The sequence below is a fragment of the Streptomyces lavendofoliae genome (genome assembly GCF_014649735.1).
GTDB lineage: Bacteria > Actinomycetota > Actinomycetes > Streptomycetales > Streptomycetaceae > Streptomyces > Streptomyces lavendofoliae.
Genome location: NZ_BMTP01000016.1, coordinates 23,261 through 46,338, shown reverse-complemented (window position 1 = coordinate 46,338; position 23,078 = coordinate 23,261). Strand labels below are relative to the sequence as shown.

At 72.9% G+C, this 23,078-nt stretch carries 23 protein-coding genes; 11 read left to right on the top strand and 12 right to left on the bottom strand.

The genetic code is table 11. The features are described 5' to 3' along the window. Window positions 1-48: 48 nt before the first annotated feature. The 5 genes from melC2 to IE109_RS26395 form a co-directional block, all read right to left on the bottom strand. A complete protein-coding gene (gene melC2 / locus IE109_RS26415) occupies window positions 49-876 on the bottom strand; it encodes a tyrosinase MelC2 (RefSeq protein WP_189553851.1) in 828 nt (275 codons plus the stop codon). 23 nt (window positions 877-899) lie between these two features. Further along, complete coding sequence (gene melC1, locus IE109_RS26410; protein ID WP_189553850.1) at window positions 900-1,298, bottom strand: apotyrosinase chaperone MelC1; 399 nt, start codon at window positions 1,296-1,298, stop codon at window positions 900-902. A 296-nt stretch (window positions 1,299-1,594) separates the two neighbouring features. After that, on the bottom strand, window positions 1,595-2,347 hold the full coding sequence (locus IE109_RS26405; protein ID WP_189553849.1) for a succinate dehydrogenase/fumarate reductase iron-sulfur subunit: 753 nt from the start codon (window positions 2,345-2,347) through the stop codon (window positions 1,595-1,597). Then, a complete protein-coding gene (locus IE109_RS26400; protein WP_189553848.1) occupies window positions 2,344-4,326 on the bottom strand; it encodes a fumarate reductase/succinate dehydrogenase flavoprotein subunit in 1,983 nt (660 codons plus the stop codon). Before IE109_RS26400 ends, IE109_RS26405 begins: the two co-directional genes overlap by 4 nt. 1 nt (window position 4,327) lies before the next feature. Then, the gene (locus IE109_RS26395) at window positions 4,328-5,032 is read right to left on the bottom strand and encodes a succinate dehydrogenase cytochrome b subunit (RefSeq protein WP_189553847.1); all 705 of its coding nucleotides are present in this window, start codon (window positions 5,030-5,032) and stop codon (window positions 4,328-4,330) included. Window positions 5,033-5,127: 95 nt separating this feature from the next. On the opposite strand from IE109_RS26395, the gene IE109_RS26390 reads away from it, so the two are divergent. Further along, window positions 5,128-6,057, top strand: a complete 930-nt coding sequence (locus IE109_RS26390; protein WP_189553846.1) for a LysR family transcriptional regulator — start codon at window positions 5,128-5,130, stop codon at window positions 6,055-6,057. Between the two features lie 234 nt (window positions 6,058-6,291). Here the strand turns inward: IE109_RS26390 and IE109_RS26385 are convergent, their stop codons facing one another. Further along, window positions 6,292-6,867: a helix-turn-helix domain-containing protein gene (locus IE109_RS26385; RefSeq protein ID WP_189553845.1), complete on the bottom strand. Its 576-nt coding sequence runs from the start codon at window positions 6,865-6,867 to the stop codon at window positions 6,292-6,294. A 117-nt stretch (window positions 6,868-6,984) separates the two neighbouring features. Between IE109_RS26385 and IE109_RS26380 the strand changes: the two genes are divergently transcribed. The 3 genes from IE109_RS26380 (at window position 6,985) to IE109_RS26370 (ending at window position 9,284) form a co-directional block, all read left to right on the top strand. Next, entirely contained in the window at window positions 6,985-7,821 is an 837-nt protein-coding gene (locus IE109_RS26380) for an EamA family transporter (protein WP_189553844.1), read from the top strand. A 29-nt stretch (window positions 7,822-7,850) separates the two neighbouring features. Continuing rightward, window positions 7,851-8,498 carry an FMN-binding negative transcriptional regulator gene (locus IE109_RS26375; protein ID WP_189553843.1) on the top strand — a complete coding sequence of 216 codons (648 nt, stop codon included), beginning with the start codon at window positions 7,851-7,853 and terminating at the stop codon, window positions 8,496-8,498. A gap of 78 nt (window positions 8,499-8,576) precedes the next feature. After that, complete coding sequence (locus IE109_RS26370) at window positions 8,577-9,284, top strand: B3/B4 domain-containing protein (RefSeq protein ID WP_189553842.1); 708 nt, start codon at window positions 8,577-8,579, stop codon at window positions 9,282-9,284. A gap of 75 nt (window positions 9,285-9,359) precedes the next feature. Here IE109_RS26370 and IE109_RS26365 read toward each other — a convergent pair whose 3' ends face one another. The 3 genes from IE109_RS26365 to IE109_RS26355 form a co-directional block, all read right to left on the bottom strand. Then, entirely contained in the window at window positions 9,360-11,528 is a 2,169-nt protein-coding gene (locus IE109_RS26365; RefSeq protein WP_308431396.1) for a putative bifunctional diguanylate cyclase/phosphodiesterase, read from the bottom strand. Beyond that, entirely contained in the window at window positions 11,525-12,337 is an 813-nt protein-coding gene (locus IE109_RS26360) for an SAM-dependent methyltransferase (RefSeq protein ID WP_189553946.1), read from the bottom strand. Before IE109_RS26360 ends, IE109_RS26365 begins: the two co-directional genes overlap by 4 nt. A 273-nt stretch (window positions 12,338-12,610) precedes the next feature. Next, window positions 12,611-13,645 (bottom strand): SCO0930 family lipoprotein, encoded by a 1,035-nt coding sequence (locus IE109_RS26355; RefSeq protein WP_189553840.1) that lies wholly within the window; start codon window positions 13,643-13,645, stop codon window positions 12,611-12,613. 206 nt (window positions 13,646-13,851) lie between these two features. Between IE109_RS26355 and IE109_RS26350 the strand changes: the two genes are divergently transcribed. The 3 genes from IE109_RS26350 to IE109_RS26340 all read left to right on the top strand — a co-directional run bounded on the left by IE109_RS26350 (window position 13,852) and on the right by IE109_RS26340 (window position 16,066). After that, the gene (locus IE109_RS26350; RefSeq protein WP_189553952.1) at window positions 13,852-14,454 is read left to right on the top strand and encodes a hypothetical protein; all 603 of its coding nucleotides are present in this window, start codon (window positions 13,852-13,854) and stop codon (window positions 14,452-14,454) included. 100 nt (window positions 14,455-14,554) lie between these two features. Continuing rightward, complete coding sequence (locus tag IE109_RS26345) at window positions 14,555-15,328, top strand: bestrophin-like domain (protein ID WP_189553839.1); 774 nt, start codon at window positions 14,555-14,557, stop codon at window positions 15,326-15,328. A 168-nt stretch (window positions 15,329-15,496) separates the two neighbouring features. Then, window positions 15,497-16,066 (top strand): hypothetical protein, encoded by a 570-nt coding sequence (locus tag IE109_RS26340; RefSeq protein WP_189553838.1) that lies wholly within the window; start codon window positions 15,497-15,499, stop codon window positions 16,064-16,066. Window positions 16,067-16,170: 104 nt separating this feature from the next. Here the strand turns inward: IE109_RS26340 and IE109_RS26335 are convergent, their stop codons facing one another. Beyond that, window positions 16,171-16,656 (bottom strand): hypothetical protein, encoded by a 486-nt coding sequence (locus IE109_RS26335; protein WP_189553837.1) that lies wholly within the window; start codon window positions 16,654-16,656, stop codon window positions 16,171-16,173. A 322-nt stretch (window positions 16,657-16,978) separates the two neighbouring features. Between IE109_RS26335 and IE109_RS26330 the strand changes: the two genes are divergently transcribed. After that, window positions 16,979-17,641 carry a class F sortase gene (locus IE109_RS26330; protein WP_189553836.1) on the top strand — a complete coding sequence of 221 codons (663 nt, stop codon included), beginning with the start codon at window positions 16,979-16,981 and terminating at the stop codon, window positions 17,639-17,641. A gap of 61 nt (window positions 17,642-17,702) precedes the next feature. On the opposite strand, the gene IE109_RS26325 is transcribed toward IE109_RS26330, so the two are convergent. Next, window positions 17,703-18,593 (bottom strand): polysaccharide deacetylase family protein, encoded by an 891-nt coding sequence (locus tag IE109_RS26325; protein ID WP_189553835.1) that lies wholly within the window; start codon window positions 18,591-18,593, stop codon window positions 17,703-17,705. 211 nt (window positions 18,594-18,804) lie between these two features. On the opposite strand from IE109_RS26325, the gene IE109_RS26320 reads away from it, so the two are divergent. After that, window positions 18,805-20,253, top strand: a complete 1,449-nt coding sequence (locus IE109_RS26320; RefSeq protein ID WP_189553834.1) for an amino acid permease — start codon at window positions 18,805-18,807, stop codon at window positions 20,251-20,253. 83 nt (window positions 20,254-20,336) lie between these two features. On the opposite strand, the gene IE109_RS26315 is transcribed toward IE109_RS26320, so the two are convergent. Next, window positions 20,337-21,545: a CapA family protein gene (locus IE109_RS26315; protein ID WP_189553833.1), complete on the bottom strand. Its 1,209-nt coding sequence runs from the start codon at window positions 21,543-21,545 to the stop codon at window positions 20,337-20,339. A gap of 269 nt (window positions 21,546-21,814) precedes the next feature. Between IE109_RS26315 and IE109_RS26310 the strand changes: the two genes are divergently transcribed. Further along, window positions 21,815-22,354: a sigma-70 family RNA polymerase sigma factor gene (locus IE109_RS26310; protein ID WP_189553832.1), complete on the top strand. Its 540-nt coding sequence runs from the start codon at window positions 21,815-21,817 to the stop codon at window positions 22,352-22,354. A 185-nt stretch (window positions 22,355-22,539) separates the two neighbouring features. Then, entirely contained in the window at window positions 22,540-23,040 is a 501-nt protein-coding gene (locus IE109_RS26305) for a hypothetical protein (RefSeq protein WP_189553831.1), read from the top strand. Window positions 23,041-23,078 lie beyond the last annotated feature (38 nt).

Here is a 23,078-nt window from a genome sequence, read left to right as displayed (position 1 = left end):
CGCCGGCGGCCCCGTGACGGGAGGCGGCGGCGGACGTTCCGGCGGGTCCTAGGCGGCCGTGTCGTACGTGTAGTGGCGGGTGTGGTCGAGCATGTCGGCCGGGGTGACGTCGTTCCACGGGCGCATGGTGTCGTTCAGGTCGACGACGTCCGGGGTGCCGGCGGTCGGCAGGTAGGGGGAACGGGGGTGACGGGCCTGCCAGTCGGCCCACAGCTTGTCGATGAAGGCGTGGTGCATCCAGAAGACCGGATCGTTGGGGGACACGCCGGTCGCCATCTGGCCGCCGACCCACACGTGGACGCGGTTGTGGAGGTTGGCGCCGCGCCAGCCCTCCAGGTGGTTGCGGAAGCCGTCGGACGCGCTGTTCCAGGGCGGCATGTCGTAGGTCTCCATGGCGAGGACGGCGTCGACCTCGGCGCGGGTGGGCAGTTGGCGGCCGCCGGCGCCGAGGGCACGGCGCAGGAAGTCGCGGCCGTCGACGCGTACGGACACGGTCCAGCGGTCCGCGGAGCGGGCGAACGGCCCGTCCATGACCTGGCCGTCCCGGGCGCGGCCGGTGCCGCCGAGGAAGTCCGGCGCCCACAGGGAGGCGCGGGGCGTGCGGTCCACGGTCCAGTCCCAGTACGGCAGGGCGACGGACGGGTCGACGGCCTGGAGGGCGCGCTCGAACTCCAGGAGGAAGCGCCGGTGCCAGGGCAGGAAGGACGGCGAACGGTGGCCCACCCGGTCACCGCTGTCGGTGTCGCTCATGATGAAGGCGTTGTGCGTGGTGACGAACGTGTCGTACCGGCCGGTGCGCTTGAGCTCCAGCACCGCGGCGACGAAGCCGCGCTTCTCGGCGGCGGTCAGCTGGGCCTGGTTCTTGCGTACGGTCATGGTGGTGCGGCTCCGGATCGTGATCAGGCGAGGGTGAGGGGAACGAGCGGGGCGCCCTGCAGTTCGCGGACGGCGGCCCGTGCCACGGCGCGGGGCGTGGCGAGCGGCTCGTAGTGGTTGATCACGCTGATCCAGGTGCCGTCGGCGTTCCGCATGACGTGGAGTTCCTCACCGTCGACGCGCACGGCGTAGTCGCCGCCGTGGCCCCCGTGGTGGCCGGCGCCGTGGTGACCGCCCCCGGAGGGCCCTCCCTGTATGCGGCGGCCCTGGTAGATCTCGTCGAACGCCTCGGGTGCGGTGCCCTGGTGGGCCGCCGCGGCGAAGGCCGGGGCGGGTGCCGTGAGGGCGCGCCCGGCGGCGAGGCCGACGGCGGCCGACGCGGCGGCGCCGAGTGCGCGGCGGCGCGTGAGGACGGTGGACATGGGTAACCCCCTGTGTGGTGCGGTGGTCGGTACCGCCGGGGGCGTGGTCATGTGCCCCTGGCATGTCCCATGCGTACCGGGGGCGGGTGGAGTGCGGAATTCCGCGGATGCCGGTTGGCCGCGATACGGACAACTCGCCATGAAAAGTGCAGAGTTGAACGAAGTTGATCTTGCTGTCCGCACACACGTGTGCGCCCTGGAGCGAAAGATTTACGGGGAATGTGACAACCTCGTGAAAATTCTATCGTCCCAGGGCACTGGGAGTGGTCGGGCTCACTCCCGCAGTCTGTCCTGAATCAGGTGCGGCGCGCCCCCTTGCGGGTCGCCCTCAGCCACTCCTTGTTCATCGCCGCGATCGACGGCAGCGGGATGCCCTTCGGGCAGGCGGTGGCGCACTCGCCGGCCAGCGTGCAGCCGCCGAAGCCCTCCTCGTCCATGACGCGGACCATGTCCAGGACACGGGTCTCCCGTTCCGGCGCGCCCTGCGGCAACACGTTGAGGTGGTTGACCTTCGCCGAGGTGAAGAGCATCGCCGAGCCGTTGGGGCAGGCCGCCACACAGGCACCGCAGCCGATGCACTCGGCGTGCTCGAAGGCGAAGTCCGCGTCCGCCTTGGGCACCGGCGTCGCGTGCGCCTCGGGCGCGGCCCCGGTGGGGACGCTGACGTAGCCGCCGGCCTGGATGATCCGGTCGAAGGCGGACCGGTCCACGACCAGGTCCTTGACCACCGGGAAGGCGGCGGCCCGCCACGGCTCGACGTCGATGGTGTCGCCGTCCCTGAAGGACCGCATGTGCAGCTGGCAGCTGGTGGTGCGCTCCGGGCCGTGGGCGTCGCCGTTGATGACCAGCGAGCAGGCGCCGCAGATCCCCTCGCGGCAGTCGTGGTCGAAGGCGACCGGGTCCTCACCGCGCAGGACGAGCTCCTCGTTGAGGGTGTCGAGCATCTCCAGGAAGGACATGTCCTCGGAGACGCCGTCCACCTCGTAGGTGGCCATGGCGCCGGGGGCGTCGGCGTTCTTCTGTCGCCAGACGCGCAGGGTGAGCCTCATGCGTAGCTCCGCTGGGTGGGGTGGACGTATTCGAAGACGAGGTCTTCCTTGTGCAGGACGGGCGCGCCGGCGGAGCCGGGGCCGTGCTCCGCCGAGGAGCGGTCGCCGGCCCCCCGGAACTCCCAGGCGGCGACGTACGCGAACTCCTCGTCCTTGCGGGCCGCCTCACCGTCCGGGGTCTGGGACTCCTCGCGGAAGTGACCGCCGCAGGACTCCGCGCGGTGCAGGGCGTCGAGACACATCAGCTCGGCCAGCTCCAGGTAGTCGACGACGCGGTTCGCCTTCTCCAGCGACTGGTTGAGCTCGGCCCCGGTCCCCGGCACCTTGATCCGGCGCCAGAACTCCTCGCGGACGAGCGGGATCCGGTCCAGGGCCTTGCGCAGCCCGTCCGCCGTACGGGCCATGCCGCAGAACTCCCACATCAGCTCGCCGATCTCGCGGTGGAAGGAGTCGGGGGTGCGGTCGCCGTCGACCGCGAGGAGCCGGGCGAGCCGCTCTTGGGTGCAGGTGACCGCGTCCCGCACCGCCGGGTGGTCGTCGGTCACCGGCTCGGCGCGCGGGGCGCGGGCGAGGTAGTCGTTGATGGTGGACGGCAGGACGAAGTACCCGTCTGCCAGGCCCTGCATCAGCGCCGACGCGCCGAGCCGGTTGGCGCCGTGGTCGGAGAAGTTGGCCTCGCCGATCGCGAACAGGCCGGGGACGGTGGTCTGCAGGTCGTAGTCCACCCACAGGCCGCCCATGGTGTAGTGCACGGCGGGGTAGATCCGCATCGGCACCTCGTACGGGTTCTCCGCGGTGATCCGCTCGTACATGTCGAAGAGGTTGCCGTACTTCTCCTCCACCCTCGCCCGGCCCATCCGCGCGATCGCGTCGGCGAAGTCCAGGTACACGCCCTGGCCTCCGGGGCCGACGCCACGGCCCTCGTCGCAGACGTTCTTGGCGGCGCGGGAGGCGATGTCACGGGGCACCAGGTTGCCGAACGAGGGGTAGATCCGCTCAAGGTAGTAGTCGCGCTCGTCCTCGGGGATCTCACCGGGCGGCCTGCTGTCACCGCGCGCCCTGGGCACCCAGATGCGGCCGTCGTTGCGCAGCGACTCGCTCATCAGGGTCAGTTTGGACTGGTGGTCGCCGGTGCGCGGGATGCAGGTGGGGTGGATCTGGGTGAAGCAGGGGTTGGCGAAGTACGCGCCGCGCCGGTGGGCGCGCCAGATCGCGGTGGCGTTGGAGTTCATGGCGTTCGTCGACAGGTGGAAGACGTTGCCGTAACCGCCGGTGGCCAGGACCACCGCGTCCGCGACGTGCGTGGAGATCTCCCCGGTGACCAGGTCGCGGGCCACGATGCCGCGCGCCCGCCCGTCGACGACGACCAGGTCGAGCATCTCGGTGCGCGGGTGCATCTCCACGTTCCCCGCCGCGATCTGGCGGGACAGCGCCTGGTAGGCGCCCAGCAGCAGTTGCTGGCCCGTCTGGCCGCGGGCGTAGAACGTACGGGAGACCTGGACGCCGCCGAAGGAGCGGGTGTCGAGGAGACCGCCGTACTCGCGGGCGAAGGGCACGCCCTGGGCCACGCACTGGTCGATGATCTCGACGGAGATCTGCGCGAGCCGGTGGACGTTGGACTCGCGGGCGCGGAAGTCGCCGCCCTTGACGGTGTCGTAGAAGAGGCGGTGGACGGAGTCGCCGTCGTTGCGGTAGTTCTTGGCGGCGTTGATCCCGCCCTGCGCGGCGATGGAGTGGGCGCGTCGGGGAGAGTCCTGGTAGCAGAACTGCACGACGTGGTAGCCCTGTTCGGCCAGGGTCGCGCCGGCGGAGCCCCCCGCGAGTCCGGTGCCGACGACGATGACCGTGTGCTTGCGGCGGTTGGCCGGGTTGACCAGCTTGGCCTCGAAGCGGCGCCTGTCCCAGCGCTCGGCGATCGGGCCGGCGGGTGCCTTGTCGTCCCTGATCGGCGCGCCGATCTCGTAGTCCAGGTAGCTCATGTCAGCTCACCACTCCGGTCATGACGGCGACGGGTACGGAGACGAAGCCCGCGGTCAGCGCCAGCGCGAGGACGTCGGCGAGGGTCTTCAGCGCGCGGTCGCGGGTGGCGTTGCCCACGCCGAGGGTCTGGGCGGCGGACCAGAAGCCGTGCCGGATGTGCAGCCCGACGGCGAGCATCGCGACGATGTAGATGACGTTTCCGTACCAGGTGGAGAAGGTCGCGACGACGTTCTCGTACGGATGACCCGCCTGGGCGTGGGGGTTCACGGTCAGTGTCGTCAGGTCGAGGATGTGCCAGACGATGAACAGCGCCACGATGACACCGCCCCAGCGCATGGTGCGGGTCGCGTAGCTCGCGCGGCGGCGCTTGTGGACGTACGCGGTGGGGCGTGCCCTGATGTCGCGCCTGCTGAGCTGGTACGCGCTGACACCGTGGGCGATCACGGCGGTGAGCAGCACGACGCGGGCGATCCACAGCCCCCATTCGTGGTGCAGCACGGGCTCGCCCATGGTGCGCAGCCAGTGGCCGTAGGCGTTGAACTCGCCGGGGCCGAAGAAGACCTTGAGGTTGCCCATCACGTGCGCGACGAGGTAGGCGATCATGACGAGGCCGCTGACGGCCATGACCGTCTTCTTGCCGATCGTCGAGCGCCAGAACGTGCGCGGGAGGGACGGTTTCCGATCCGTCCTCGTTGCCAGAGCCATGGCGTCGACGCTACGGGCGGGCCCGTCAGAGGTCCAAGACATGGTCCGGCTGATCTCCATAGGTGCTGCCTATGGGGCGGGCCTAGGGTGGTGCCATGCAGTTCCAGCAGCTCCTCTACTTCGTGGCCGTGGCGGAGACCCGGCACTTCACCCGGGCCGCCGAGCGCGTACACGTCTCGCAGCCCTCGCTGTCGCAGCAGATCAGGGCGCTGGAGAAGGAGCTGGGCGCCGAGTTGTTCAGCCGGGCGCGCGGCAACATCGCGCTGACCGACGCCGGAGAGGCGCTGCTGCCGCTGGCCCGCCGCATCCTGGCGGACGCCGACACCGCGCGCCACGAGGTGCAGGAGCTGGCCCAGCTGCGGCGCGGGCGAGTCCGGCTGGGGGCGACGCCGAGCCTGTGCACCGGGCTGCTGCCCGACGTGCTGCGGGCCTTCCACGACCTGCATCCGGGCATCCGGCTGGTGATCGAGGAGAGCGGCTCCCACGACCTGGTGCGCGAGCTGGCGCGCGGGGCCCTGGACCTCGCCCTGGTGGTGCTGCCCCTGCCGGCCGCGTCACCCGCGCTGACGACCGTCGAGCTGCTCCACGAGGACCTGGTGGTCGTCTCCTCGGCGGCGGCTCCGTCCCCCCGCCGGCCGGTGCGGATCGCCGATCTGGAAGGGCAGCCGCTGGTGATGTTCCGGCACGGCTACGACCTCCGGGAGCTGACGGTCGCCGCGTGCCGTGCGGAGGGGTTCGAGCCCTCGTTCACGGTGGAGGGCGGTGAGATGGACGCGGTGCTCGGGTTCGTACGGGCCGGGCTGGGCGTGGCGGTGGTGCCGGCGATGGTCGCCGCCCGGTCGGGCCGCGACCTGCGGGTCACCGCCCTGGCCCGGCCCGGGCTGCGCCGGACGATCGGGCTGGCGCACCGCAGCGACGTGGCGCCGCCACGCGCGGCACGGGAGCTGCAGCGGCTGCTGCTGGCACGCCGCCCGGACGGCGCCGGGGCCGCGCACCGCGCACAAGGCGGCACCGGGCCGGAATGACCAGGGACGGCGGAGCGACGACCCCGCGGGCGCGGGGCCGTGCCCCTGCCGTCCGGCGACGGCCGTACGCGGTGGCCGCGGCCGACCGGTGCTCGCGGGCCGGGCGGCGGTGGACCACCGGCCGGGCACGCGGCGCGGCCGGTGTCGCTCCGGGCGGCCGGGACGGCCGGGCGGCGGCCCGGAGGAGGCGTCGCCCTCGCCGGGCATGTCCGGGGCGGCCGGGCCGTGGACCCTTCAGGCGGGGCCGGGAGGCAGGTGGACCGTCATGATCAGGTGGCAGGTCCCGGTCCCCGCGCCGCGGTAGGTGTGGGAGGTGTCGCCGTCGAAAGCGGCCGTCTGCCCGGCCCTGACCGGGTGTTCGGCGCCGTCGACCACGAGCACCATCTCCCCGGCGGTGACGCTGACGGTCTCGGTCACCCCGGCCTGATGGGGGTGGCTGGGGTACTCCTCGCCGGGCTCCAGCGTCCAGCGCCACACCTCGGTGGCCGCGGGGCCGCTGGTGGTCAGCATGAGGCGGGCCTCGCTGCCGCGCTCACCCTTCCACAGCGGCATGACGGCCCCGGCGCTCACCACCCGGACGCGTTCCTCCGGGCGGCCCTCCATCAGGACGGAGACGGAGACGCCGAGGGTGTCGGCGAGGCGGACCAGGGTGGCGAAATTCGGGTTGCCCTGGGCCTTCTCCAGCCCGACCAGAGCACCCTTGCTGACCTTGGCCCGGCGACCGAGTTCGTCCAGGGACAGACCGGCCCGGATGCGGGCGGCCCTCACATTGTGCGCGAGTGTCCGCAGTGCCGCGTCGGTCTCGGCCATCGTTGCATCCCTTCCGGCAGATGGTTCACCGCACTGTACCGCGCGGTCGTTATGTTGTGTGCCACGGTCGTTCCGTTGTACGGTGTGGTCGTTCTGCTGACAGTAAGGAAAGTCCTCGTGATCGCTCTGCTGCTGGCCCTGGGCAGCTCCCTGGCATACGGATGCGCCGACTTCCTCGGCGGCATCGGCGCCCGCAAGGCCCACGTCCTGCGCACCGTGATGGTCGCCGCCCCGGCCTCGCTCACCGTCGAACTTCTGCTGTGGCCCTTCCTCGGCGCCTCCTTCGCGCCCGCGACCCTCGCCTGGGGCGCGGCGTCCGGCGTCGCGTCGGCCGCCGCCTTCGCCCTGCTCTACCGCACGCTGGCGATCGGCCCGATGAACGTCCTCTCCCCCGTCACCGCGCTGGTCTCGGCGATGCTGCCGGTCGGCGTCGGGCTGCTGGGGGGCGAGCACCTGGGTGCCGCCGGGCTGATCGGCCTGCCGCTGGCACTGGCGGCGGTGGTGCTGGTCAGCGCCGGACACCGCGCCGGTGCCGCGCGCCCGTCGCGCACCGCGCTGCTGTCGGCCTTCGGCGCCGGGGCCGCCATCGCGCTGCAACTGGTCTTCCTGGACCAGGCGCCGGCGGACAGCGGCGTCGGCCCGCTGATCGTCGGCCGCGCCGTCTCCTCCGCCGTCACGCTGGCCGCGGCCGGGCTGATGTACCGCCGGCTCGGCTCGGAGAGGCCCGCGTACGCGCTGTCGGCGGCTGCGGGCGTGCTGGACTCGGTGGCCAACCTGCTGTTCCTGCTCGCCGCCCGCAGCGGTGACCTCGCCGTGGTCGCCGTGATCACCGCCCTCTACCCGGCGGGCACCGTCCTGCTCGCCCGGCGCGTCCTCGCCGAGCGGATCCACCGCGGCCAACTCATCGGCCTGGGCACCGCGGCCGTCGCCGTCAGCCTCCTCGCCCTCAGCTGACCCACTGCCCCCACCCGGAAGGACCCCGCATGTTCATCCAGCCCTGGGACGCCGCCCTGGACGACGCCGAATGGCGGACCTGGATCGCCGACGGCCACGACTTCGGCGTCCTCAGCGTCAACGGCCCGCCCGGCCGGGCACCGGGCGTCGTGCCCACGCACTTCACCGTCGACGGCGCCGGCCTGCTGATCCACCTCGCCCGCCCCAACCCCGTCTGGCTGGCGATCGAAGCCGATGCGAACGTCACCTTCACCGTCACCGGCGACTACGCCTTCGTCCCCGGCCCCTGGCGGGCCCGGCCCGGCACCCCGCCCACCGAGGGCGTTCCGACCAGCTACTACGCGGCCGTCCAATTCACCTGCCGGGCCACGATCATCGACGACCCCCAGGCCAAGGCCCACCTGCTGCGCCGGCAGATGGACCACTTCCAGCCCGACGGCGACCACGCCCCCGTCGAGGTCGACCGACCCCCCTACGGACGGATGCTGGCCGGTATCCGCGGTCTGCGCCTGGACGTCACGGAGGTACGGGCGAAGTTCAAGTACGACGACCACAAGCCCGTCGAGCAGCGCACCCGGACCGCCCGCCGGCTCGCCGAGCGCGGCACCGGCCTGGACGCGCCCACCGCGGCCCAGCAGTTGCGCCGCCTCGACCGCGTCGGCCCCTGGAAAGCCTGACCCGGCCGACCCCGCCCCGCCCCGTCCTCCCGTCGTCCCGCCCGCCCGCCCTCCCGTCGTCCCGGAACGGAACCCTCGATGACCACCTTCCGCATCAGCCCCGCCGTCGCCGACGCCTTCCCCGGCACCCTGGTCGCCGTCGTCACCGCCACCGGCCTGCGCGGCCGGGAGCCGTGGCCCGCCACCACCACCGCCCTGGAGGAACTGGAGCAGCGGCTCGCCGGGGGCACCTGGCGGCCCGCCGACGAGAGCGACCCGCGCGTCGAGGCGTGGCACACCGCCTACCGCGCCTTCGGCACGAACCCCCGCCGCGTCCGGCCCAGCGTCGACGCCCTCGGCCGGCGCCTCGCCAAGAAGCGCACCCTGCCCCGGATCAACCCGGCCGTCGACTCCTACAACGCCGTCTCCGTCCGCCACGGCCTGCCCGCCGGCGCCTTCGACCTCGACCGGGTCACCGGCGACATCGAGATCCGCCACGCGGACGGTACCGAGACCTTCACTCCCCTCGGCGAACCCGGCACCACCGAGAACCCCGAGCCCGGCGAGATCGTCTACACCGACGCCACCGACGTCCTCACCCGCCACTGGAACCACCGCGACGCCCACCGCACCCGCGTCACCGAGGACTCCACCCATGTCGCCTTCGTCCTCGAAACCCTCCACGCCGACCGCGACGGGCACCTCATCACGACCGCGGTCGGCGAACTGCGGGACCTGATCGGCGAGCACTGCGCCCGGAGCGCGGTCCACCACCTCGGCCCGGCGCGCCCGGAGGTGACCATCTGAACCACGCCCCCGGGGGACGCCGGCGTCCCACGCGCGTGCCGGCCGCGGGAGCCCGGCACGCTCCGAGGACGGGCCCTAGACCGCGTCGGCCAGCACCAGGGAGTGGATCCGGTCCGGGGCGCCGGGCCGGGCGTAGTACCAGCCCTGCGCGGTGTCGCAGCCCAGCTCGCGCAGCTGCTCCGCCTGCGCGCCCGTCTCCACGCCCTCCACCGTCACGGCGAGTTCCAGGCTGTGCGCCAGCGAGACGATCCCTTCGACGATCTTGAGGTCGACCGGGTCGATCGGGTGCCGCTGCATGCTCTGGGTGAAGGAGCGGTCCAGCTTCAGCACGCTGACCGGCAGCCGGCGCAGGTTGGCCAGGTTGGAGTAGCCGGTGCCGAAGTCGTCCAGGGCTATGTCCACGCCCATCTCGGCCAGCTGCCGCAGCGGCTTGAGCAGGTCCTCGTCGGCGCCGATCAGCGCGGACTCGGTCACCTCCAGGCACAGCGCGCCCGGGTCCAGCCCGGAGCGCTCCAGTACGTCGACGGTGTCGGCGACCAGGTTCGGGTGGTGCAGCTGCGTCGGCGACAGGTTGACGTTGATGCGCAGCGGGCCGCCGTCCGCGTGGCTCCGGTTCCAGAACCGGGCCTGGCGCACCGCCTCCTGGAGCACCCAGCGGCCGAGCGGCACGATCAGCCCGGTGTGCTCGGCCAGCGGGATGAACCGGTCGGGGCCGAGGACGCCGTGCTGCGGGTGGCACCAGCGCACCAGCGCCTCCGCGCCGTGCACGCTGCCGTCGCCGAGGTGCACCAGCGGCTGGTACTCGATGAAGAACTCGCCCCGGTCCAGCGCCGCGGGCAGCGCGGTGGTCAGACCGTGCCGGGTGATGGCGCGGGCGTCCGCCTCGGGGTCCGCCCGCTCGAAGCGGTTGCCGCCCGCCGCCTTGGCCCGGTACATGGTGATGTCGGCGCTGCGCAGCACCTCCGCCGGTCCCCGCTCCCCGGCGGGCCCCTCGACGATGCCGACGCTGCCGCGCACGGTCAGCTCGCGGCCGTCCAGCCGGATCGGCGTGGCCAGGGCGCCGAGGATGCGGTGGGCGAGCTCGTCGGCCTGCTGCTCGGTGTCCGTACCGGTGGTGAGCGCCACGAACTCGTCACCGCCGAGGCGGGCCACCATCTCGCCCGGCCGGGTCGCCACGCTCTGCAGCCGGTCGGCGACCTCGACCAGCAGGCGGTCGCCGGCCGCGTGGCCGAGGCTGTCGTTGATGGCCTTGAAACCGTCGAGGTCGAGGTAGCAGAGTCCGAAGCGGGTGCCGTCGCCCGAGGAGAGGACCTTGTCCAGCCGTTCGAAGAACAGGGTCCGGTTGGGCAGCCCGGTCAGCGAGTCGTGCGTCGCCTCGTACCGCAGCCGCAGGTTGAGCAGCCGGCGCTCGGTGGTGTCCTCCATCAGCGCCAGCTGGTACTGGGGGCGCCCGTCGGAGTCCCGCAGGAGGGAGACGGTCAGGTTCGTCCACAGGACGGTGCCGTCGCCCCGGTAGAAGGGCTTCTCGACGCGGAAGTCGTCCCGCTCGCCGCGCACCAGCTCCCCGTAAAGCTTCCAGACGTGCGGAGCGTCCTCGGGGTGCACCCACTCGCTGACCCTGCGGCCGCGCACGTGGTGCTCCAGACCGCCGAACATCCGGGTGAGGGCCCCGTTGACCTCCAGGATGTTGCCCTCCAGGTCGGCGATGCCGATGCCGATGGTCGCGCCCTCGAACACCGCCCGGAAGCGGGCCTCGGTGGCGTGCAGGGCCTGCTCGGCGAAGCTGCGGGCCACGAGCGCGGAACGGGCGATGGCCTCCTGTTCCACGAGGGTGCGTTCGCGCAGCGCCTGGGCGAACCCGGCGGCCAGCGCGTGCTGGAGCCGGGCGCAGCGGGCGCGCAGTTCCTCCAGGGCCGCGCTCTCCCCGTCGCCGCCGCAGTACAGCACCAGGTAGGAGTCGACCACGCCGAGGGTGCGGCTGAGCGCGTCGGGGTCGGTGCAGTGCGCCGCCACCAGGGCGGCGCCCACGCGGTGCGCGGGCGCCGGGTCGAACGGCCGCGCGTGGAGGGCGTCGCTCAGGTCGCGGGCCAGCGGGAGCAGGTGCCGCTCTATCTCGGGGCGGGTCAGCGACGTGGCCGTGACGGGGAAGACGGCCCGGCTCCAGATGGTCGCGAACCGCTGGAGTCTGTCTTCCAGGCCGTCCGGTTCCGCGGCGGAACCAGGGGCCTGCGCCGGCATGTTCACGCCTTGCGCCCCACCCCTGCGAAGCCCGAGAAGGCGTATGGATCCTCTTGGTCGACGGCGTTCTCGGGCCGCCACTCCGGCATCTTCACCAGGCCCGGTTCCACCATCTCGAACCCGTCGAAGAAGCCCGAGATCTCCTCGCGGGTCCGCATCACCAGGGGGTTGCGGATGTCGCGGTAGACGCCCACCGCGCCGCCCACGCGCTCCTGGGGCAGCGGTATGCCCTCGTACGCGGCGTGGCTGATGATCAGCAGGCTGCCGGGGGCCAGGGCGTCGCGCAGCTCGGCGACGGCCCGCCGCGGTTCGTCCGCGTCCTCCACGAAGTGCAGGACGGAGACCAGCAGCAGGGCGACCGGCCGGTCCAGGTCGAGGAGCCGGCCGGCCTCGGGGGCGTCCAGGATGTCCTGAGGCTTGCGCAGGTCGGCGGCGACGACGCCGGCGTTCTCGTTGCCCTCCAGCACCGCCCCGCTGTGGGCGACGGCGACCGGGTCGTGGTCGACGTACAGGACGCGGGCGCCGGGGTCGGCGGCCTGGGCCACTTCGTGGACGTTGCCGAAGGTGGGGATGCCGGAGCCTATGTCGAGGAACTGGGTGACGCCCTCGCCCACCGCGTACCGCACCGCACGGCGCATGAAGGCGCGGTTGGCCTGCATCACCTTGGGCAGGCCCGGCACGAATTCCATGGCCTTGCGTGCCGCTTCCCGGTCCACTTCGAAGTTGTGCGAGCCGCCCAGGTAGTAGTCGTAAATGCGGGACACGCTCGGCACCGAAATGTCGATGCCCGGCGGGGCCCAGGCGGGACGCTCCATCGATGTCTCCAACAAGTCGCCACGGTATGCGGCCATGTTCCTGGCCGGTGTTCGAGCCGAGGCTACTGATCGCCCGCCTGGAGAGCGAGGGGAAACGGAAATTAGCGATCCGTTCTTGGTCACACGTCCCGGTCACCGTACCCCGGCACGTGCGGGTTCTCCCACCCCGTACGACCGGCCCGCCGCGCACGCGGGGGGGGCGTGTGGCGGCGGGCCGGCGCGGGGGTCCGGGCCGGCCGGCCCGGACCCGGGATCGGGACGTGCGCGGGGACGCTACTTGGACGCCCCGACCATCTTTCCGGCCGGCGAGACGGCGTACCAGGTTCCGCCGACGCCCTGGCCGTTGGTGTCACCGGGCTTCTTGTCGCCCGCGAAGGTGTAGAGCGGCCAGCAGTCGATGGTCTGCTGCTTGATGCCGTCGGGGCGGTCGAAGGTGACGAAGCCCTTGAGGGACACGCCCTCGGTGTCGTTCTTCTCGACGGGTGCGACGACCGGCCACTTCTCCAGGCACGCGCCGGTGCAGGCGGTCTTCATGGGCCACGCCGAGTCCTTCTCGAACCGGTAGACCGTCATGCCGTTGCCGTCCACCACGATCTCGCCGAGCTTGGGGTCCTTCCGGACGGACAGGCCCGCCGGGTCGGCCGGCGCGCCCCCGCCCTCGCCGCCCTGCTCCTCGGCCGCCCCCTCGTCACCGGTGCCCTCGTCCTCGGCGGCCCCCTCGTCGCCGCCGCCGGACAGGGCCGCCTTCTTGCCGTCGGGGGCGGCCGCGAACCAGGTGCCGCCCACACCCTGGCCCTTGACGTCGCCCGGCTTGGCGTCCTTGGCGTACCGGTACATCGGCCAGCCGTCGATGGTGAGTTGACGGGTGCCGTCGGCCCGGGTGACTTCGCCCATCAGGGAGGCGTCCACCCCGGCCGGGGGCTTGGCACCCTCGGCGGCCACCACGGGCCAGGTCTTCGCGCAGTCGCCCTCGCAGGCGGACTTGGGCGGGTTCGGCGTGTCCTTGTCGAAGCGGTACAGCGTGAGGCCCTCGCTGTCGGTGACGACCTCGCCGAGTTCCTTGCTGTCCCAGACGGCGAGCTGGCCGGCCGGCTCGGCGGCCGCCCCCTGCCCTCCGGAACCGGCACCGGAGCCGTAGCCGGCGCCCGAGCCGTAACCGGCGCCGTTCTCGGCGGGGGCCCCCGCCGGTGCGGCGGCGCCGACCGATCCGGCGGGGGCCTGGGCACCCGTTTCCTGACCGCACGCCGTCGTCAGCGCGAGCACGGCCGCCGCGGACAGCGCGAGCGAGGCGTTCCGCCAGGTCTTCATGTCAACTCCCGTGATATCGAGATAGTTTGGCGACGCCAGGTGCGCCGTTCATGGCCCTATGTACGGGTGGGAGGGCGGCGCGCGTTCAACACGCCGCGAGAAAGTTCCCGGCCGTTGGTAACGGCAGGAGGCCGAAAACCCCTCCATTTGGGGAATTGCGATGCTTCGGGACGCGCCCGGACCGTTGAACGATCATGCTCTTGCGCGTGTACGGAACCCCTACCGCCCGGCTCCTGGCGATCGCCGCCCTCGGCTGGCTGCTGACCGCCCCGCTGCCCGCGGCGGCCGACAGCTGCGCCGTCGCCCACGTCGGACCGGGTACCTCCGCGCCGGTGGTCGCCGGCGCCGGCGACGACACCTGCTCGCCGAGCCCGACGCCGCCCCGGCCCCAGCCGCCCACGCCCACGCCCACGCCTGAACCTCCTCCCCCGCCGCAGCCCCACCCGCCGTCCCCGGCCCCGCCGCCACCGCCGCCGCCACCGGGGCAGGCCCCGCCGCAGCCACCGCCCGCGTCGGCGAGACCGCCCGCCCAGGCCCCGGCCCCGCCGCCGGTTGCCGGCGCGCGGCCGGGGCCGGGTCCGCGGCCCGGTCCGAGCGGGCCGCCCCCGCCGGCCACCGCCCCGCCCCCGGCCCCCGGTCCGTCGCTGCGCCCCCGCCCGTCCCCGCCTCCCCCCGTACCGCTGCCCGCCTACCGGCGGGCGCAGCGTGCCGAACGGGCGGGTGGCCCGACCACCGTGACCGTGATGCTGCTGATCATGGCCCCCGCGGTGTTCGGCGCCGCCATCCTGCGCCCCCGCTCGTCCCGCTAGCGGCCCCCGGCCCGCCCCTCCAGCCGCCCCTCCCGCCGGACCACCACCCACCAGACACCCGCCGGACACCCCCGTCGGAATAGCCCGCCCGGAGCCCACCTTGTCCGAATGGCTCGTCCTGTCCATCGCGATGGCCGCCGCCTGCGCGGTCGTCCTGACCATCGTCGTCATCAACAACCGCCGGCTCGGCGACGACGACGACCCCTCCGAGACCCCCGACGTCATCGAGTACATGACGATGATGATCGGCGTGGTGTACGCCATCGTGCTCGGCCTGGCGATCGCCGGTGTGTGGGAGGGCCGCAGTGCCGCCCAGGAGAGCGTCCGCCAGGAAGCCCAGGCGCTGCACGAGGTGTCCGCCAGGGCCGAGGTCTGGCCCGCGGACGTCCGGGCGCGCATCCGCGCCGACGTGGACGCGTACGTCGCGCACGTCGTCGACGACGAGTGGCGGTCCATGGCCGACCGGGGCGAGCTGACCGACGAGGGCACCGAGCTGCTGGACCGGCTGCGCCGCAGTGTCTCCGACTACCGGCCGGCCGACGCCCACGAGGGCGACGCGTACCAGCCGATGGTGGACCAGGTGGCGGTCGCCGACGACGCGCGCAGCGCCCGGGCCGAGAACGCGGGGGCCACCATGCCGGGGGTGGTCTGGTTCGGGCTGATCACCGGCGCCCTGATCACGGTGGGTCTGATCTTCACGCTCCAGATCAGGCGGACGTTCCGCGAACTGCTGCTGGCCGGCCTCTTCAGCGCGCTGATCGCCTTTCTGCTGTTCCTCATCTGGGCCCTGGACGCGCCGTTCGGCAACGGTATCTCCGCGACCCCGGAGCCCTTCCACCATCTCTTCCCCCATGTCGAGGGCCTCGGGGGCTGACGGATGCGGTATTCCCGTCCGCCGTCCGGGGGACCTCGGTGCCCCATTCGCCCGTCTGGGATCGCGGTTGTGATAAAGCGCTCCTAGCGTTTCCGGCATCGAGGTGCATATCAGACGCTTTGTGGATATCCCTTCCGCAGCTGCCCCTCGGGACCCGGAGGATTGACGATGCGCGCGATAGGTGCCGCCTCCGCCGCTCTCCTCGGAGCGGCCGCTCTCGCCCTGACCGCTCCCGCCCCGGCGGTGGCTTCCGGCAGGTTCGCCCCCGGCGACTTCGCCATCAGCCCCTCGGCCGTCCAGCCGGGGGGCAGGGTGGTGCTCACGGCCCCCGGTTGCTCCGGCACCGCGATGGCCTCCTCGGGCGTCTTCGACACGGTGACCATCCCGGCCGGCCGGTCGGCGACGGCCACCGTGGACTGGGACGCCAGGCGCGGCGCCGTCTACACGGTGTCGTTCACGTGCGCGGGTGGTGCGCCGGGCACGGCCGACCTCAGGATCCCACCGGCCACCAGTTCCCCGACCAGTACCCCGACCACCAGCTCGACCGCCGTGCCGACGGTGACGACGACGCGGACGGTGACCACCACGGCGCCCAGCCAGGGTGTCCGGGGCGGTGTGGGCGGCAGCATCGGCGGCCTGAACGCCGGCCAGCTCGCCGCCGGGACCGGCCTGGTCGTGGCGGCGGCCACCGCCGTCATCTTCATGCTGCGCCGCCGCGCCGAGGGCCGGCGCCACTGACCGGCCCCCGGGGCGCCCCTCCCCCGCACGCCCGTCGCCCCGAGTCCTGACCGACCAGGACTCGGGGCGACGGGCGTATCCGGCCGACCGGGAGGTTCGGCCGGTCAGACCTTTCCGCCGCTCAAACGGCGACGGCGGCTGATGAACAGCCCGCCGCCGACGGCCGCGGTGGCGACCAGGGTGCCGCCGATGGCCATCTCGGTGGAGCTCGGCGCCATCGAACCGCCGAGACCGCCCTGGGAGCCACGGCCGCGGACGACCGTGAAGGTCCTGGTGACCACCATCGAGTGGTCACTGCACTTGACGGCCAGGTTGTACTGCCCCGGCGTGGCGTGGTCGTAGATCCGGGGCGTGGCGGCCGAGTGCCCGGAGGGGTTGACGGTGAGGGCCGTCTTGGGGAACGCGTTGGACGTGACCGTGCCGCCGTGGCCGCATCCCATGGCGCTGACCGCGAGCTGGCCTCCCTGGTGCACCCGGGTCGGGGAGACCGTGACGTTGGTGGGACCGTTGTTGGCGAGGGCCACGGGGGCGCAGAGCCCGATGGCCGCGCCGGCGGTGGCGGCCACCGCGAGAGCGCGTGAAGCACGCATCGTTGAACCTCCAGTGGAAGACGCCCCGAAGCGGCGCTCCGGGAGGATTCGACGAGTACGCCTTCCACGACGAACCTTCACAAGCCGGTGTGCTTAGCGCATTTCGGAGTTCGTCCACCCCGGTGAGCCGACACGCCGGTGCGGTGGCCGCGTATCTGACGGAGTCGCAGGTCACGGACCGTCAGGGCGGCCGAGGGACGATTCGCGCGACGATGACACGGATGGGTCATCCCCTCTGGCGCCCGCCACCCGTTCGCCCCTCTCCTGATCGCCGGTGCCGTGCGGCGCACTTAGCGTGCTACTACGCCGCGAAGGGAGAAGCATGGGCAGGGGCCTGGACCACAGTGGCTTCGAGACGAGGAGACGCTCGCCGTGGGGAGCGCTGGCCCTCGTCATGCTCACCGGTCTCGCGATGATGCGGAACGGCGTCGACACCCGGCCCGGCCCGCCCCAGCCGGCCCCCGCCGCCGTCTCGGAGAACCGCCGCGCGGGCGCGGTGCCGGTCGCGCCCGTAGGGCTGCGGCCCCTCGCGTACGCCCCCGCTTCCCGGATCCGGATCGAGTCGATCGACGTCGACGCGCCGATCATGGACGTCGGACTGGACCGGGCCGGCTGGGTCGAGGCGCCGCCCGCCCAGGACCCCAACATGGCCGGCTGGTACCAGAACGGCATCTCCCCCGGTCAGCGCGGTACGTCGGTGATCGTCGGCCATGTCGACAACGAGGCCGGACCGGCGGTGTTCTACGGGCTGGGCTCGCTCAAGAGGGGGGCCCGCGTGGAGGTGACGCGGTTCGACGGGCGGGTGGCGGTCTTCGAGGTGTACGGCATCGAGGTCTTCTCCAAGGAGGACTTCCCGGGGGTGCGCGTCTACGGCGACACCGGGCACCCGGAGCTCCGCGTGATCACCTGTGGTGGTGGCTACTCCAAGGCCCACGGCTACGACGGCAACGTGGTCGCCTTCGCCCGGCTGGTGGCGACCCGCTGAGCGGGCCGGCCGCCCGGAACCGGCTCGGCCCGCCCGGCGGGTGCCGCCCGGCGTGGGCGCCTCACCGGCGCGGCACGGTGAGGTGGTAGCCCGCGGCCAGCAGTTCCGGCAGGTAGGTGCGCAGGGCGGCGACGCTCTGGGAGCGGTCGCCGCCCGCGTCGTGGGAGAGCACGACGACGCCCGGCCCGGCGCCGTCCAGGACGCGGCGCACGATCGGGCCGGTGCCGGGCTCCTTCCAGTCGAGGGTGTCCACCGTCCAGGCGAGCGGCTCCATGCCCAGTTCGGCGCCGATCTCGAAGGAGTGCCGGTTCCAGGCGCCGTAGGGGGCGCGGTACCACAGCGGCGGTGAGCCGAGGGTGCGCTCGATGAGGTCGCTGGTGCTGCCCAGCTCGTCACGGATGCGGGAGGGGCGGAGACTCGGGATCAGCGGGTGCGACCAGGAGTGGTTGCCCACCACGTGCCCGTCGTCGGCCATCTCGCGCAGGAGGTCCTGGTTCACGGCCGCCATCTCGCCGCAGACGAAGAACATGGCGCGCACGTCGTATCTGCGCAGGGTGCGGAGGATGGCGGGCGTGTACCGGGGGTCGGGCCCGTCGTCGAAGGAGAGGACCATCGACCGGCCGGCGCCGGACACGCGCAGGAAGGGCCGCTGCCGTACGGGGGGCAGGGCGCGCCGGTGGCGGGGCGGCGCGTACGCGGTCATCGGCTGGAGCCGGTACGAGGACGGGGCCAGACGGGGGCCCGCCTGGGCACCGCCCGCCTGGGGACCGGCGGCGCCCGGCGCGACGGCGGCGGGGGCGGGACGCCGGGAGGGGACGGGGGACCGGGCGGAGCCGGGAGGGCCGGAGGGGCCGGGAGGGCTTCCCGTCCGCTCCAGGGCGAAGAGTCCGAACGTCGTGGTGGCCCCGAGTGCGGCGGCGATGCGCAGCACCATCCGCCGACCGTTGTGCATTTGATCGGTTCTCATGACCGATAACTCGCATGGCGGATGCCCCGCGCCCCTGACCCACACCGTCCGGGCGGCCGAATGCACCCGATGGGACCAGCGGACCGCCGGGCGGCGAACAGTGGCACCGGGTGGTGTGTGTCGTCTTCCCCCGGGTCCCGGGGTGGGCCATCATGATCCGCCGTCAGCCGATGCCGTTCGCGAAGAGGTGACGCTCATGGCCCGGATCCGCGCGGGGCAGGGAATTCTGCGCCGCAAACCCATCGCACTGATCGACGAGGGCCCCGAGGAGGAACGCCTCACCCGGACGCTGGGGCTGTGGCAGCTGACGGCCATCGGTGTCGGCGGCATCATCGGCGCGGGCATCTTCACCCTGGCCGGTACGGTCGCCAACGGCACCGCCGGTCCCGCCGTGCTCGTCTCGTTCCTGATCGCCGGCATCGCCAGCGCCGCCGCCGCCTTCAGCTACGCCGAGTTCGCCGGTCTGATCCCGAAGGCCGGGTCGGCCTACACGTACGGGTACGCGGTGCTCGGCGAACTGGTGGGCTGGCTGATCGGCTGGGACCTGCTGCTGGAGTACACGGCGATCGTCGCCGTCGTCGCCATCGGCATCTCCGGCTACTTCAACTTCCTCCTCGGCGAGTTCGGTGCCGAACTGCCCGCCTGGATGCTGGGGGCGCCGGGGACCGGCGAGGGCCACCGGATCGACCTGTTCGCGGCGGTGCTGTGCCTGCTGATCGCCTACCTGCTCACCCTGGGCATCAAGAACGCGGCGCGCTTCGAGACGGTCGTCGTGATCCTGAAGGTGCTGGTGGTGCTGCTGGTGATCGTGGTGGGCTTCTTCCACGTCACCTCCGACAACTACAGCCCCTTCTTCCCCTACGGGGTGGGCGGCGCGTTCACCGGTGCGGCGACGGTGTTCTTCGCGGTGTTCGGGTACGACGCGATGTCGACGGCGGCCGAGGAGTCCAAGGACGCGCAGCGGCACATGCCGAAGGCGATCCTGTACTCCCTCGCCGTCTCGATGGTCCTGTACGTGCTGGCGTGCCTGGTCCTGACCGGTATGCAGAACTACACGGAGGTCGACCCGGAGAGCGGGTTCTCCACCGCGTTCAAGTCGGTGGGCCTGGACGCGCTGGCGGACGTGATCGCGGTGGGCGCGATCATCGGCATCCTCACGGTGATGTTCACCTTCATGCTGGGCGTCACCCGTGTGTGGTTCTCCATGTCGCGGGACGGTCTGCTGCCCCACTGGTTCGCCAAGACGCACCCCACGCGGCACGTCCCGACCCGGGTGACGTGGATCGTCGGCGTGGCGTCGGCGCTCATCGCGGGGTTCCTGCCGATCGGCGAGGCGGCCGAGCTGACCAACATCGGCATCCTGCTGGCGTTCGTGGTGGTGTGCGTCGCGGTGATCGTGCTGCGCTACCGGCGCCCGGAGCTGCCGCGGACATTCCGCACGCCGGGGATGCCGTTCGTGCCGGCGATCGGCGTGGTCTTCTCCCTCTGGCTGATCACGTTCCTGCAGTGGCAGACGTGGGCCCGCTTCGCCGTCTGGTTCGCGCTGGGCCTGGCCGTGTACTTCGGCTACTCGTACCGCAGGTCCAACCTGGCCCGGGCCGAGGCACGGGACCGTACGCGCGCGGGCGGCCCGCCCGGCCCCTGAGCCGCCACGACCGCGAGCGGGCCCGCCGCCCGCAGGGGGCCGTGACGGCACCGTGCGGGCGGTGGGCGCGGGGCGGCCCGGCGCTAACCGCCCATGACCAGGCCGTCCTCGGCGGCGCCCCGGCTGAGGGCGACCTGCTGGATGCGGTCGCGCACGGCGGTGAGGTTCTCGCCCGCCCTGATCGCGGCGTTCAGGTCGACCACCCGGCCCGTGCCGGTGTTGAACCACTGCGGCAGGAACTCCGCCTTCGCCACCTCCCAGCGGGCACCGGACCTGGCGGGCGGGGCGAAGGTGAAGCGGCCGATCGTGCCCTGGTTGCCGCGCGGGTCGAAGGCGCCGCTGTAGTTGATCATGTCGCCGGCGATCTGGTCGCCCATGCCGTAGACGATCCAGGTGCCGTTGACCCTCTCGTAGGCCTGCGGCACATGGGCGTGGGTGCCGATGATCAGGTCGATGTCGGGGCGGCCGCCGGTCGCCGCGGCGGTGAGGCCGCGTCCGAGGTCCAGTTGCTGCTCGTCGGGGGCGGTCTGCCACTCGGTTCCCCAGTGCAGGCTCACCACGACGACGTCGGCGCCTGCCGTGCGGGCCGCCCGCGCGTCGGCGAGGATCTTGTTCTCGTCGATGAGGTTGACCGCCCAGGGCCGGTCCCGGGGCAGCGGGATGCCGTTGGTGCCGTAGGTGTACGCCAGGTGGGCCACCGTGGCGCCGCCGGCCTTGAGCAGGGTGGGGCGGGCCGCCTCGGCGGCGGTGCGGGCGGAGCCGGCGTGGCGGACGCCCACTTTGTCGAGGGCGTCGAGGGTGCGGCCGAGGCCGTCGGCGCCGTCGTCCAGGGTGTGGTTGGAGGCGGTGGAGCAGGAGTCGTAGCCGGTGGCCGCCAGCGCGGTGGCCACCTCGGGCGGCGACTTGAAGGACGGGTAGCCGGTGTAGGGCCCGCCGTCCTTGCCGTACACCGTCTCCATGTGGCAGATGGCGAGGTCGGCCCGGGAGATGACGGGCTTGACGCCCGCCAGCATGGGGCGGAAGTCGTAGCCGGTGCCGCCGGCGTCCGCCTGGGACTGCCGGATGATCGAGGCGTGCGGCAGGACGTCGCCGGTGGCCACGAGGGTGAACCCGCGCTCCGGCGCGGCGGCGGCGGCGGCGCCGCCCGCCGAGGAGGGCGCGGGCAGGGCGGCCCGGTGCGGCCGGTCGGCCGGGGCGGACGGCTCGGCAGGCGCACCGGCACAGCCTGCCGTCGCGGATAGCAGGACGGCGGCCACCGCCACCGTGGTCCGTCGCATGGGCGTGCTGGTCATCAGCCGTCCTCCGGGGGGATCGGGGTGCTGGGGAGGGGCGGGGTGCTCCCCTCGATCCCTACGGGAAATGAGGATCAGACAATCCTTAAATATGTAAAATCACGCAAACGCAGTGATACCGGGCGCCTCCCTCCGGGCGACCGTTCGCCGCACCATTCGCCGCTCGGTGCGACCGCTCGTCGCACGCCCCGGTGCGGCGCCTGTCCCCCGGGGTCGGGATGCGTTCGTATACGCGTCGAGGTGCGAGTACGGCGCGGAAGGGTGTGACGATGACGACGGCGACCACGGACGAGCGGGCCCTGGAGGAGCTCCAGCGGGAGCACGGCCCCGCGCTGCTGAGCTTCCTGCTCGGCCTGACGTACGGCGACCGGCAGCGCGCCGAGGACCTGCTCCAGGAGACGCTGGTCCGGGCGTGGCAGCACCCCGAGGCGTTCGAGGCCCCGTACGAGTCCATGCGCCCGTGGCTGTTCACCGTCGGCCGGCGGCTGGCGATCGACGCGCGCCGCTCCCGGATGGCCCGCCCCACCGAGATCGGTGACGGGGTGCTCGCCGGCACCCCCGACCCCTCCGACGTCACCGAGTCCGCCGTCGCCGCGCTGGACGTACGGGCGGCGGTACGGGAGCTGAGCCCCGAGCACCGGGCGGTGCTGGTGCGGATCTACTTCGACGGCCTCTCCGTGAAGGAGGCCGCAGCGGATCTGGGCATACCGGCAGGGACGGTCAAGTCGCGCTCGCACTACGCGCTGCGGGCGCTCGGACGGTGCCTGCCGGGCTACAGCAGGACGCTCTCCGGCTCGCTGCGGGGCTGACCCCTGCCACCCCACCGCCCTCTCCGGGCACTCGCCGCCCGCGCGTCACGATCCCGGACCGGAATGTAGGCGAAACCACACCGCAGAGTTGAGCAAAGAGGGGCCACGGTCCGTGCCTGACGGTAGAGGCTCGTCGTCGAGGACCACACACGCACGCGTTGGACGTCCGGGAGAAGGTGGGAACGTTGCGGCCCGAGAGCACGAACGGCACCGGCGGGGGCGGGCTGGCCGTACCGATGGCCTGGCTGTGTGCCGAGTACGTCGCCGACGAACTGCTGAGAGCCGGCGGTCTGGTCGAGCCCGGCTCGCTGGAGTACCAGGCGGGCCGCCGGACGCTCGCGCTGACCGTCTACCTCGGTGACGGCACCGGCGACGCCACCGGCCCGGACGCCCAGGACCGGCTGGACGAGTGGCTGGCCCGCACGGAGTACGGCCACCCCTGGGAGGAGTGGGTGCGCGAGCGGCTGGCCGCCCGGCGCGAGCGCGACGGCGACGAGGACGGGGGTCTCGCCCTGGCCCGGGAGACCTGGCAGCGGCTGGAGGGCACCCACCTGCTCGCCACCGACCTGGGCGCCCTGTCGGCCGGCCCGGCCGCCGCGCCGGCGGTCGACGAGTCGGAGGCCGTGTGGCTCCCGTCCTGGCGCCTGGGCCTCCCGCTCGGCCACCTGGCGCTCCGGCTGCACTGAGTGCCGCGCCGCCGGCCGGCGGGCGGGCCGCCCGGCCC